The sequence below is a fragment of the Halomicronema sp. CCY15110 genome, from assembly GCF_016888165.1.
In the GTDB taxonomy this organism is placed as follows: Bacteria; Cyanobacteriota; Cyanobacteriia; order Phormidesmidales; family Phormidesmidaceae; genus Halomicronema.
In genome coordinates this window covers 57358-70170 of sequence record NZ_JACSWC010000203.1, presented here as the reverse complement: position 1 = coordinate 70170, position 12813 = coordinate 57358, and the positions used below count along the sequence as shown (strand labels likewise).

Here is a 12813-nt window from a genome sequence, read left to right as displayed (position 1 = left end):
CGGGAGGCACCCGTTCTGGCCACGTTTGACAAAAGTGATAGAGCAGTGAAGATTTGCCAATACGCCGCTCCCCCACCACGTTGATGCTGGTGGGTTGGGCACCGCTCATTAAATTAGTGAGGGTGGCGAGGTCGTCCTGGCGGCCCACAAAGCTTTGCGGGTGCTGAATCATGGGCCCCGCCACAAACGGGCAGGGAGAGCTGGGCGGTGGCATCGCGGTAACAGCGGGCAGAACTCCCCCATACTTTAGCGGATGAGCCAGTACCTGAGCCGTTGTAGGCTCGACCTAACCACGACCACGTTCGTAGACAATGGCCTGATTTTTGCGGGCAGCAATGCGGGCAAGAGCGATCGCCTCCGCCCCGTCGCCGACTTGATGCAGGAACTGGTTAGCGACGCTATGGCCTGAGTGCCTGTTTGCCCATCACCTGACTACAGACAGTTCCCTTGGGGTACTACAGCGTCACGGGCGACTCGACGTACACGGTCGGGTCTTGCATATCGAAATGGATGCCGTAGCTGTCGAGGGTTTTGGCGATCGTGTCGTTGGCTAATTCCAATAGGCGCTTGCGCAGTTCGATGGAACTTTCACTAGAGCCCAGAATAAAGAAAGTGACGCGGGCGCGGCGCATGTGATAGTCGGCGCGGCCATTATCTTCCCCCCCGTGGGGAAAGACGATGCTGGTGCTGCCCGGATCAACGCCAAAGACGGAATTGGTGCCGTTCGTAATGACCTGTCTCACGAGCGCAGCATCTTCATCCGTCAGCTTGCGATTAAAGTCGAGATACAGCATCACCATGACCTTCTTGGCTCGGCTGACATTCTCAATTTCCATATTGAGCAGGGTGGAGTTGGGGAGGATGAATAGGGTACTTTTCGCCGCCGTGCGAATTTTGGTCGATCGCAGCCCAATCGATTCCACCCGCCCCAGTTGCCCATCGCTCAGGCGAATATACTCGCCGGGAATGAACGGGCGATCGAGATAAATCACGATAGTACTGAGCAACTGTTCCAGAATTTTTTGGGCGGCAAAGGCGATGGCCAAACCCCCGATACCCAAACTGGCAAACAGACCCACCAGGTTGAATTCTTGACTTTGGGCAAACGCCAGCACAGCGATAAAGCCGATGACTACGTTAGTGATGGTTTCAAAGACCAGCAGCATCTCATCCACTTCGCGACCCATCTTTTTGAGCAGTTCCACCCCATAAACGCGAAAGATGCGCCCAAAGACCCGCGAAGCCAGCCAGGCAATACTGCTGATCAGTGCCAGGTCAATAAAGGGATTCAAAAAGGCGGACAAGGCGCGAAAGTCTTGGTCGAGCCAGACCATCGACAGCGACACCAGCAACATCGTCCCCGCAAACTGAAAGGCCCCACTCAGCGGGTCGATCAAATTTTCGTACAGATGGGTGACCTGCCCCGGCGCAAAGCGACGAATAAAGAGGCGCACAATGCCGGGGGTAAAGCGACCAATCACCAGGGCGAGAAACAACGACACCCCAAAAATGACCAGCGTCGGCGTATTGCCAAAGGTAATGCCCAGCGTTTCTAAAAAGCTTCTGAGGTCAAAGGCTTCGCTATCCATCCAGGAGGTTCTCAACGAAATCAACAAAGGGGCACCGGCCACCCGTCCAGCACGACGCTCAGGCCGAGTCTAGATCGTGATGGGGGAGTCCACATAAACGGTCGGTTCTTCGATATCAAACGAAATGCCGTAGGACTTGAGGCGCTCCGTCATTTTCTGATTGGCAATGGTGAGCAGTTGGCGACGAATGTCCATCGAACTGCCGGTGGCCCCCAAAATGAATAGGGTAGCCTGCACCTGCGTCAGCCGACCTTCGTCCAAATTGCGAAAGGCGATGTTAGTGCTGCGGTTATCGATGCCAAAAATATCTTGGGTACTTTCCAGAATGACCTGGCGAATCAACGCTTGCTCTTCTTCCCCCACACTGCGATAGAGGTTGAGATAGACGATCGCCATCACCTTTTTCGCGCCTGTGAAATTCTCGACCGTGGCTTGAATCAGAGAGCTATTGGGCACGACGGCCAAGGTCCCTTTCCCCGACGTGCGAATCTTGGTGGAACGCAGCCCGATCGCTTCCACCCGGCCAAAGGTGCCATCGGGCAAGCCAATGTAGTCATCGACGGAAAAGGGGCGATCAATATAAATCACGACCCCGCCGAGCAGTTGCTCCAACACCTTTTGGGCCGAAAAGGCAATGGCAATGCCCCCGACGCCCAAGCTAGCAAAGATGCCAATGACATTAATTCGGTGAGTCTGGGCAAACAGCGTGGTGAGGCTCAAAAATAGCCCGGTGATGGCTAACACCCGCCCTACTAATAGCAGCTCGCTGTTGGTCTTGCGGCCTTCCTCGAGAGCCGCATTGAGCAGATACTCATCAAAGTAGGTTTGGAAGCACCGAAACAGCAGGAGTGCCAACAAAGCCGTGAGGGTCAGGGTCAGGCTAAACTCCAGTTTGGGATACCAAGGAACGTACCAAACGCCCTGCAACAAGATAAACGCGACCAAATCGAAGGCTGCCGCCGCCCCCGTTAAGGTCAGCAAAAATCGCTGAGGCTGGACGACTCGGACATAAAACGTCTTGGCATCTTCCTTTAAAAAGCGTCGCAGTAGCAGTTGCGTCAGCCACGGCACAATTTGCCCTAGCAAAATTGCTAGGGTGCCCAGGGTGACGACAAAAATCGTCCAAAACAGGGCTGGATTCTCAACGGCCAGAGACAAGTAGGCGTCCCACATAGATTCTTTTGGCATGAATGGGGCACGGGCAGCGATACCCTCAATCTAGCGCTTGCCAGACGATGCCACTCTGACCCTGGGGTTGGGAGCGATCGCAGCGGGCTAGTCGAAGGGGAAACTCCAGCTTGATACTATGCAGCCGATCGACAAATCGCAACACTTTGCAGCAAGAGTGCTTCACCTTTGAACTTTGAAGGTATCCTTTGCTTGAATTCAACTGTCTCTGAACGCATTTGGCATCGGCTATGGGAAAGATATTTATCTCGGCGGGACATGGTGGCTATGAAAATGGCTCGTTGGATTATGGCGCGGTTGTCTCGAACACCACCGAAGCCACGGAAATGATTCGGATTCGCGATTTGGTGGTGCCAGAGCTGCGATCGCGGGGCTTTGAAGTGCTGGCCGTGCCGGATGACTTGAGCAACACCCAAACGCTGAATTGGATCAACACCCGCTGCCGCCCCGACGACGTCGCCCTGGAACTCCACGGTGGGGCCGCCAGCAGTCCCGGAGCGCGGGGAGCCAGCGTGTTTTACATCGCCAACAACGAAGAGCGCAAATCCCATGCGGAGTTACTGCTGTTAGCTCTCCTCCGGCGATTGCCGCAGTTGCCCAGCCGGGGCGCGCGCCCCGATACCAACACGGGCACGGGCAGCCTATCGTTCACGCGGCAACTTACCTGCCCTTCCTTGTATATGGAAGTCGGCTATCTAACTAATCCTGACGATTTGGGCCTGATTCAAAATCGCCGCCGTGACATGTCCCTGGGCATTGCCGATGGCACCGCCTCTTGGAGCCGGGCCGTGGCGGGCAGCTCGGGCGATGTCCAGAGCTTCCCCACCTGCAACATCAGTGTGAATGGGGGCCTCTATCCCGAAAAAGGGATCATCATCAATAACAATTCCTATGTGCCGGTTGATCTGGCCGATCAACTCGGCATTGACGATGCGGCCACTAATCCGAATATTCGCAAGGTGCGCTATCGCGGGGTGGTGTACATGAAAGCGATCGACCTGCGGGAGTACAACGTCTCCGTCGGTTGGGATGCCACGACCCGCACCGTCACCCTCAAAACGACGAACACATCGCCCGTCTGCGGTTTAGAACGCATCATGGGGCGGGGCCTCACCTCCGATATTCAGCTCCTCATGTTCTTAAAGTCCAACAACGAAAGTGCCACGGAACCCTACAAAGATTTGCCTCGCTTTTATCGAGAAGAGGCGCAAATTGAAGGTGTCGATCACGACATTGCCTTTTGCCAAATGTGCGTAGAAACTTCCTATTTGCGATGGACTGGCAGCTTGAGACCCGAAGATAATAATTTTGGTGGCATTGGCGCTACCGATACCTCGACCGGCGGCGTTGCCTTTGCTGATCCACGCATTGGCGTCCGGGCACACATTCAGCATCTCAAAGCCTATGCCAGCACCGAACCACTAGTCCAAGAAGTCGTTGACCCCCGGTTCCAATTTGTCCGTCGCGGGGTCGCGCCGCTGGTGACGCAGTTGAGTGGCCGCTGGGATCCGGATCCAGAATATGGCAACAAGATCCTGGCAATTGTGCGGCGGCTCTACGAATCAACCGGCATCCTTTAAAGCTGACTCTGAACCAGTAATCATCCTGGCAATGCGGGGCGAACGGTCCGGTTGACGTCGGGTAATCGTGATGTCAGGGAATCCCGCGGCACCAAGGATCGGCGCATGTGGGTCTCATATCTTGACGCCAATCCATGGGGGGCAGGTATTTTTCGAGCATTCCTCAGAGGATGCTTGGCCGGGGTGGCTTTGCGCCGATCAAGATAGCCGAAGTCATGACGCAGTGGCATCAGCTCCGGCGGGCGGAACAAAATCGAATGATCCGGGTCATGCATCAGGTGCTATGTTTATGTTTAATCTGCTGTGAAGATGGCATAAAGTTGAGCTGAAAAAGCATTTGTTGTCGGCCAAGTTGAGTGAATTAGCGTTCTCCCAGCTTGGCTTTTCAATGTCTGTCATTAGTGATTAGACAACCTCTATCGCTAGTGTTGAAGTCAGGCATTTTTCCGGCAAAAACGCTAATTTTGTCCCAATTGAAAAGTCTTTTCACTAATTGCTTGGGTGCCCGCTTCCTGAACGCTCTTTGCTCCTTCGGAAAATCACGATTATGGCGTATCTAAAAGCCTCTGCTGATGACGTTGTACCAATTGGGTGGACGGCGTTCTGGCAGTTATTCCCCAAGGGCGGTCTGGCGATCTTCGCCTGGTTCCTTTGCTGTTTCCCCGCTCTGGCGTTAGAAATGCGCATTGCGATTCAAGAAGGGGCCAACCAAGTGGTCGTCGGCACTTCCAACACGGGGCTCATTCGCGACCAGCAGGGGCAGCACATTGCCCAGGTGCCCCAGGGGCGATCGCTGACGGTGGCGGCGCAGGGTACCCAGGTCAAAGCGGCCAACTCGGTCAGCTCTTCGTTTTGGGTCGAGCCTGGTGCGAATGGTTATGTGTTTATTGGCGATCGCTGGTATCGCGGTCGCGTCCTGGTGATGTCGAACGGCAGCGGCGTCACCGCCATCAACTATGTTGACCTGGAGCATTACCTGTACAGCGTGGTCGGGAGCGAAATGCCGACTAGCTGGCCTCTGGAAGCGTTGAAAGCCCAGGCCGTGGCCGCGCGTTCCTACGCCCTCCATCGACGCAGCCAATCGCGCAGCCCCCATTACGATGTCGGCAGCACGACGGCTTACCAGGTCTATGGCGGCTTGGCTGAGGAAACGCAAAGCACCCAAGCCGCAGTGGAGGGCACCCGCAGCCAGGTATTGACCTATGGCGGTCAGGTGATTGAGGCGGTGTTTCATTCGTCGTCTGGGGGGCATACCGAAAATGTGGAAGATATCTGGAGTCAGCCGCGCCCTTATCTGCGAGGTGTCCAAGATTTTGATGCGGGGGCACCCGTGTTTGAATGGGTGCGCACTTTTTCCCGTGATGAGTTTAGTCGCCTGATGCCCGAGGTGGGCCGGTTGGCGAGTGCTCAGCCTCAACGGACGACGCCTCAGGGGCGGGTGCGCGAAATTTTGCTGGAAGGCGATCGCGGGGCACGAAGCTTTACCGGCAATGATTTTCGGAATGCTCTGGGGCTACGCAGCACGTTGTTTTCGATCGCCGTGGCGGGGGAACAAGTGCAAATTAGTGGCCGGGGCTTTGGGCATGGCATTGGCATGAGCCAGTGGGGCGCTCACAACATGGCCAGTCAGGGATATACCTATCAGCAAATTTTGGGTCATTACTATCAGGGCGCTCAGCTAGCGCTGGTCGAGCCCCAGTAGGACGGCAGTGCCGATCAGGATGAAGGAGTCCGGCCCCGTTTCCGGTTGTTGACAGCGATTGCTCCATCCGCCCCATGCTCGGTGTCGTCCTATGATGCCGTGATCAGGGCATAGAGGATAGAGAGCACCTGCGCTAGAACTGTCATGATGTGCCAAGGGTGAAATTCATGGCTACTGTAATGCGATCGCTCCATGTGGCGCTCCTCGTCAGCGATTTGGAGCGCAGTTTGGGGTTTTATCGCGACCTGTTGGGGTTGCCCGTTGCCCCGCGATCGCTCAATTTTCCGGGCTACTGGTTGCAGGTGGGCGAGTTTCAACTGCATTTGATGCAGGCTGAGGCTTGGCAAGCCCCCTGTCCCCGCCCCGACCAGTGGGGACGTAACCCCCACGTTGCCCTACAAGTCGATGACTTATCCGTCTTCAAAGCCCGCTTGGATGCTCAAGGCTATCCGCTACAAATGAGCGCCTCAGGCCGAGCCGCCTTGTTCACTCAAGATCCTGACGGCAATATTATCGAGCTGTCCCAAACCTGAGGCTGCCACCGCTGAACCATCAAATTCCGCCCGCAATGGCAAACCCAGCCTAATCGGCTGGGCCTCATCAGTTCCTCGGTTTTTTCTTGGCGTTGCCGCTCACTGGAAGGGGCGGCTCTACTCCCCATCGCGGCGGCTGAAACCTACTGGTGTGCGATGTTTGAGCCCCCTTCTAACCTTCCTCAGCCGGAGGGGCTGGGCTTGGGGCGGGTGCCGGGGCCGGGGCGGGTGCCGGAGCGGGTGCCGGTTCTGGGGCGGGCGGCGGCGCGGGTGCTGGTTCTGGGGCGGCGGGCGCGGGGATGGGAGCCGGAGCCGGAGCCGGTTCTGGAATTGGGGCAGGGGCAGGCGCTTCGGGAACGGGAACGGGAGCCGGAGCGGGCTCGTCGGGCAAGTCTGGAGCTTCGCGAGCCGGGCTGGCATCCCTAGGGGCTGTATCGGTTACTGGGTCGGCAGCGTCCGAGGCTGCGGGCTCAGTTGTCGCACGCTCGGCCGCCGCCTCGTCATCGTCATCATTCGATGCATCGGCGGCTCTGACTCGACCGGGTTTGACCGGATCGGCTTCAATACTGCCCTTCCGACCCGCGAGCTGCGGTAAAGGGGGAAAGTCTTCTTCGGGAATTTCATCCACCAGCTTAGAAACAAAATCGCCCCAGGTGGCGGCGGCTGAGCTACTCGCCCCCCAAGTGCGACTATTGTCGTCATTACCCAGCCAAATGCCCACTGCCAACTGGGGAATGTAGCCGATAAACCACAGGTCGCGATCGTTCTCCGAAGTCCCCGTTTTACCCGCCACGGGACGACCCACGTAAGCTCGACCGCCAGTGCCGCCTTCAACTACACCTCGCAGCATCCAGGTCATGATCGCCGCCGTCGTTTCATCGACAGCTTGGGTTGGGGTGTTATCAATTTCGTAAATAACTTGGCCCGAGCTGTCGCGGACACGTCGAATGCTATGCACGGGATGGTGTTTGCCCTGACGCGCTAGGGTGCCGTAGGCGCTGGTCAGTTCCAACAGAGTCACTTCAGACGCGCCCAGGGCCAGGGAATAGGTCGGGCGCAGTTCTGATTCGATGCCCATGCGTTGGGCCATGTTAATGACCGGATCAAAGCCCACATCAATTAAGACTTTGACTGCCACAATATTGACGGAAGAAGTCAATGCTTGGCGCATGGAGACCGTGCCGCTATATTTGCCGCTGTAATTTTTGGGTTCGTAGCCGTCAACCACAAATTTGGCATCGGCATAGGTTTTGTAAGGCGACATGCCCGTGGCGATCGCCGTCGCATACACAAACGTCTTAAACGTGGAGCCCGGTTGCCTCAGGGCTTGGGTCGCCCGGTTAAATTGGCTGTCGTTAAAGTCGGTGCCACCGATAATCGCCTTAATTTCCCCATTGCGTGGATCAACCGCCACTAACGACGCTTGGCTAAACCGCTGGCGACTGCCCACCGTGGCGACCGTCTCATTAACGGTTTCCTGAGCTTTCTTTTGCCAGTCGGTGTTGAGGGTCGTTTCCACCGTGAGTCCCCCCGCTTCGACCACTTCTGGCGGCAAGATCTCACTCAGCTGCTGCTGCACAAAAATCGTGAAATAGGGAAATTCGCTGTAGAGAAACTTCGGCTCATTGGGCGTCGTGGCGACTGTCTCCGCTAGGGCCGCAGTGGCCTCTGACTGCGTAATTTTCTCATTTTCTAACATGCGGCGAATCACCACATTGCGCTGGGCTTCCGCTGCCTGCGGATCGACCAAAGGTGAATAGGCACTGGGGGCTGGAGCCATCCCCGCAATCAGCGCCGCTTCCGATAGGGTCAGGTCCTCTACTGGCTTGCCAAAGTAAATCCAGGCGGCATCGGCCACCCCGTAGGCTCCCGCCCCGAGATAGACGAGGTTGAGATAGCGCTCAATAATATCGGCTTTCGTAAACTCATCTTCAATCTTGAGGGCTAGCAGCGCTTCCCTGGCTTTGCGCTGCAAACTCCGCTCCTGATCCAGAAACGCAATCCGGGCCAGCTGCTGAGTGATAGTGCTAGCGCCCTCCACGACGTCGCGCTGGCGCACATTGGCCAGGGTGGCTCGCGCAATGCCCTGGTAGTCAATGCCGCTGTGCTCATAAAAGCGTCGATCTTCCGATGCGATAAAGGCGGCAATCAGCGTGTCGGGAATATCTTCATACTCAATTTTTTCTCGGGTGGCGGGACCAATCTTTTGCAGAATGACGCCATCCGCTGAGGTGATTGTAATGGTGCCCTGCCGCTCAAAGGTTGTTAAGTCGGTGACGGCTGGCAGCTCGGCCTCCGTTGCTTGCCAGATCCGATAGGCCCGACTCACGCCGGTGGCACCGACGGCTCCCACCACCACCACCAGCCAAAACAGGGGGCGGTAGTAGAGGGGACGGCGATAGGGGGGTCGGGGCTCGGGCTCGGATTCGGTAGCCGTCGCGGGTGGGGGATATATTTGCCGTTGCGCCGCTGACGATGAGTTAGCCATCACTTGCCCCTGATCTGGCAGTGCTGAATCAGCCACTTTAGAACTGGCAAATAATTGTCTGAATCGTTGAACGAAAGTATTAGCCACGACTCAACTTAGCCTCTCACCAACTGACATTGAAACATTACCGCGATCGCTTCAGCACACTCTATACCAGAGACGCTGTCCGAGAAACCGTGATCAGCCTTCGGATTGTATCGACAATCCCCGAACGGCGACTCCCCAAGTGTCTTACACCAGAGCCGAGTGGCCCAAGGCAAGGCCCGTCACCAACATGCCCAATACCAGAAACGGCTGGGCGCTAGCCTGATATTTCACGTCATTTTCCAAAGGATTCCGCAAAAAATACATGTCCTGAAAGGTGATTTGCGGAATGATCAGCAGTACCAGAATGACGGCATACAGGTTTTGGTGAATGCTCATCAAGTAGGCGGCCACGCCCCCCTGGAACAGATCAATCATCAACACGCAAATCCAGGCGGCGGTGCCGACCCCAAACATGACGGGCAAAGATTTGAGCCCTAGCTGGCGATCGCCCTCCACACTTTTGAAATCATTCACAATTGCGATGCCCAGGCCCGCGAGGCTGTAAAACAGCGTCAGTAGCATAATCGTTAGGTTTAACTCACCAAACAGGGCATGTCCTGCCCACCAAGGTAAAGCGATGTAGCTCGCGCCTAGGGCATAGTTGCCGAGCCAGCCATTTTGCTTCAGCTTCAACGGCGGAGCGGAGTAGATATAGGAGAGAAACGATCCACCGATCGCCAGCACGGTAATGGTGGGGAATTCATGCCCCGCCCACTGGTCGAGGGCGTAAGCCACACCAACACCGGCCACCAGCAGCACCAAAATTTGCACCACCACCTGGGGAATGGCAATGGCCCCCGACGGAATCGGTCGGTAGGGCTCGTTAATGGCGTCGATTTCGCGATCGTAAAAGTCGTTAATGGTCTGGGTGTAGCCCGTCAGCAATGGCCCCGACATCAACATACAGGCGGCAGCGATCAACACATATTCCAGACTCCAGACGTACTGGCCCGAGGACGCGGCCCCACACACGACTCCCCAGATGAGGGGAATCCAGGTGATGGGCTTCATGAGCTGGAGGCGAATTTTCCAAATGGAGGTTTCGCCCGATCCCGCCCCTTTCATGCCCAGGAGCTGGCGCGCTTTGCTCCCTTTCGCAGCTTCCATTGCTGCTTCTTGAGGTGCTTCAGATACGGGGTCAGCCATATAAAATCTCCGATAGGTATCTGCGTTGGTGATGGGCGATTTGGGCGATGGATGACCGGAAAACGGGTGACCCAGTCGAGACGCCCTCGAAAATCACTGCAAAGTTAGTAAGGTAACTCAAAACTTCGTTATTTGGAGTGTTCGATCCTCCACAAATTTGCATCCGGCGCGGGCCTGATCGGGGGCCGCGATCGCCCACACCCTGGTGCCGAGTCGGCTTAAAACGACAAGATGAGGTAGTCTTCCTGAAACTTCGCCCCCGTCACCGAACGGTTTTTGAGGCTGGCGGGCAAGAATAAATTGCGCCGCTGGTCGCCCGCGGTCACTGTGACTTCCGGGCCATATTGCGTCAGGTCAATATCGGCCTTGCTGAAGCCAGGCAGAAAGAGCTTGACCTGTTTTTCTGCCTCATCAATTGTCACCGGAGCCGGGGCATTTTGTACCGCCGCATCCAGACTGGGAACGGCGGCCATGAGCGGTTGCCAATGGTCTTCAGTCAGCGTTGGCAGGTCATGAATGGATAAAGGGGCAAAGGCTTGGTCGTCCAGTTGAGCTTGATACGCGATCGCGCCCCCAACGGTCATCCCAATTTGCTGCGAACTGCCCCAGAGATAACGCGCCATGGCCGCATCGCCGGGCTCCGCCGTGGTAACCAAAAAGCTCAGATGGTGCGCTGCCGACTGCACCACCTGCCGTCCCGCTGCCAGGAAGTCGCGAGCTTGCTGTACTGGTTGATTGATGGAATTTTGGCTGCCACTGATATTGAGCACCGCCCCCGCGATGGGCTGAATAAAGGGCGACAGGGTTTGGGCCAACTCCGACTCGGTCAGCACCTTTTGAAAGCGCCGAATATACCAGTCCATCTGCTCGGGCAAGCCCCACATCCGCAGCGACGCCTTGGCCGAGACGCTGTCCACAATGAGATAGTCATACTCTTGGCTGTCATACAGCACGCGAATGGCATCCAGGGTCAGCGCATCTTCCATGCCGGGCAGCAACACGAGCTCCTGACCAAAGACCTGCTTTAGCAAAGGATTCCGCAGATACTGCGCCTCAATGCCTTTGACCACTTCCCAGCTTTTTTCGAGGAGCTGGGCCGACTGGAGTTGTAGTGTCCACAAGTTGGCCCCGCAGGCTTGGGCCTCGGTCGCTAAGGGCTGGCCCCAGAGCGCGGCTGGCAATGGCCCCGTATCTTGAGTCATCCAGAGGATCCGCGCCCCCTGCTGCGCTAATTGCCGTGCAAAAGCAACGGAGGCGATCGCACAGCTACTGCGCGATTGCCCAAGAAAGGTCAAAATTTGAGGCACAGGTCTTATTTATTGAGTAACGCTAAGTTCAATCTATTCAATTATTGAACCGGGGACAATTCGTCTTCAAAAAACCAGGTGGAATAGTTGCTGTCGAACTCAACTACAACCCCAACACCGCTGCCATCCACCATCCTAAATTGACGAATGACGCCGGTTTTGCCGAGTCGCTCAGCGACGTCTGGGGCGACGCGATCGCGCAACCGTAGAACTTTCACCTGTTGTCCAATTTCTAAGGCCATGCCTAACCTAACCACCTGAAAATGAGAGATTTATTATCGGCGCTAACGCCGACCAATCCACAGTTTATCAGCGTCTTGCGCCATCCTGGACTAAGGTAGATAGCGAAAATAAATTCCCACCCCCCAACGGTGGCTATGGTGAGTGATTATGCTGGCAAAGCGGATAATTCCCTGTCTGGATGTGAACGCTGGGCGGGTCGTCAAAGGGGTCAACTTTGTGGATTTGCGCGATGCTGGCGACCCGGTGGAACTGGCTCAGGCCTATAACGATGCGGGGGCCGATGAACTCGTGTTTTTAGATATCACCGCCACCCACGAAGACCGAGCCATCTTGCTGGATGTGGTTTATCGCACGGCAGATCAGGTGTTCATTCCCCTCACGGTCGGCGGCGGCATTAATTCCTTAGAACAAATCAAACAATTGTTAAGGGCCGGAGCCGATAAAGTCAGCATTAACTCAGCCGCCGTGCGCCAGCCAGAACTGATTGATCAGGCTAGCGATCGCTTTGGGGATCAATGCATTGTGGTGGCGATCGATGCCCGCAAGCGCGAGGCTACCGACCATCTCGGTTGGGATGTGTACGTGCGCGGGGGACGGCAAAATACCGGATTGGACGCGGTGGCATGGGCCAAAGATGTCGTGCGGCGTGGCGCTGGAGAGCTGCTAATCACTAGCATGGATGCCGATGGCACCCAAGCGGGCTATGACCTGCCCCTGACCCAAGCGATCGCGACACAAGTGGATGTGCCTGTGATTGCCTCTGGTGGGGCAGGCAATTGCCAACATATTTATGAAGCCTTGACCACGGGCCAAGCCGAAGCCGCCCTACTCGCCTCGCTGCTCCACTACGGGCAGCTCACCGTCGATGAAATTAAAACTTACCTAGCGGAGCATCAGATCCCTACTCGACCTGCCGCCTAGCTGCCGTTGCCAGTTAGGCGCAGTAGGGT

Annotated in this window: 11 protein-coding genes; 5 read left to right on the top strand and 6 right to left on the bottom strand. The window is 56.3% G+C overall.

The window, feature by feature from the left end; all coding sequences use genetic code 11:
• The first annotated feature begins 253 nt into the window (after positions 1-253).
• Positions 254-409: a hypothetical protein gene (locus JUK32_RS06750; protein WP_204138084.1), complete on the top strand. Its 156-nt coding sequence runs from the start codon at positions 254-256 to the stop codon at positions 407-409.
• 46 nt (positions 410-455) lie between these two features.
• Here the strand turns inward: JUK32_RS06750 and JUK32_RS06745 are convergent, their stop codons facing one another.
• Entirely contained in the window at positions 456-1589 is a 1134-nt protein-coding gene (locus JUK32_RS06745; RefSeq protein WP_204138083.1) for a mechanosensitive ion channel family protein, read from the bottom strand.
• A gap of 69 nt (positions 1590-1658) precedes the next feature.
• On the bottom strand, positions 1659-2777 hold the full coding sequence (locus JUK32_RS06740; RefSeq protein WP_239112386.1) for a mechanosensitive ion channel family protein: 1119 nt from the start codon (positions 2775-2777) through the stop codon (positions 1659-1661).
• Positions 2778-3007: 230 nt separating this feature from the next.
• Between JUK32_RS06740 and JUK32_RS06735 the strand changes: the two genes are divergently transcribed.
• From JUK32_RS06735 to JUK32_RS06725, 3 genes are all read left to right on the top strand, one after another.
• Positions 3008-4357 carry an N-acetylmuramoyl-L-alanine amidase gene (locus tag JUK32_RS06735; RefSeq protein ID WP_204138082.1) on the top strand — a complete coding sequence of 450 codons (1350 nt, stop codon included), beginning with the start codon at positions 3008-3010 and terminating at the stop codon, positions 4355-4357.
• Positions 4358-4904: 547 nt separating this feature from the next.
• Positions 4905-6059 carry a SpoIID/LytB domain-containing protein gene (locus tag JUK32_RS06730; RefSeq protein ID WP_204138081.1) on the top strand — a complete coding sequence of 385 codons (1155 nt, stop codon included), beginning with the start codon at positions 4905-4907 and terminating at the stop codon, positions 6057-6059.
• A 167-nt stretch (positions 6060-6226) separates the two neighbouring features.
• Positions 6227-6592 (top strand): VOC family protein, encoded by a 366-nt coding sequence (locus JUK32_RS06725; protein ID WP_204138080.1) that lies wholly within the window; start codon positions 6227-6229, stop codon positions 6590-6592.
• Between the two features lie 172 nt (positions 6593-6764).
• Here JUK32_RS06725 and JUK32_RS06720 read toward each other — a convergent pair whose 3' ends face one another.
• From JUK32_RS06720 to JUK32_RS06705, 4 genes are all read right to left on the bottom strand, one after another.
• Positions 6765-9080 (bottom strand): transglycosylase domain-containing protein, encoded by a 2316-nt coding sequence (locus tag JUK32_RS06720; protein WP_204138079.1) that lies wholly within the window; start codon positions 9078-9080, stop codon positions 6765-6767.
• A 231-nt stretch (positions 9081-9311) separates the two neighbouring features.
• Positions 9312-10313 carry a chlorophyll synthase ChlG gene (chlG, locus tag JUK32_RS06715; protein WP_204138078.1) on the bottom strand — a complete coding sequence of 334 codons (1002 nt, stop codon included), beginning with the start codon at positions 10311-10313 and terminating at the stop codon, positions 9312-9314.
• 218 nt (positions 10314-10531) lie between these two features.
• The gene (locus JUK32_RS06710) at positions 10532-11620 is read right to left on the bottom strand and encodes an ArsA family ATPase (protein ID WP_204138077.1); all 1089 of its coding nucleotides are present in this window, start codon (positions 11618-11620) and stop codon (positions 10532-10534) included.
• 41 nt (positions 11621-11661) lie between these two features.
• Positions 11662-11862, bottom strand: a complete 201-nt coding sequence (locus JUK32_RS06705) for a DUF2862 domain-containing protein (RefSeq protein WP_204138076.1) — start codon at positions 11860-11862, stop codon at positions 11662-11664.
• 148 nt (positions 11863-12010) lie between these two features.
• Here JUK32_RS06705 and hisF point away from each other — a divergent pair, with 148 nt between their 5' ends.
• Positions 12011-12784, top strand: coding sequence for an imidazole glycerol phosphate synthase subunit HisF (hisF, locus tag JUK32_RS06700; protein WP_204138075.1), 774 nt, complete (start codon positions 12011-12013; stop codon positions 12782-12784).
• The last annotated feature ends 29 nt before the right edge of the window (positions 12785-12813 follow it).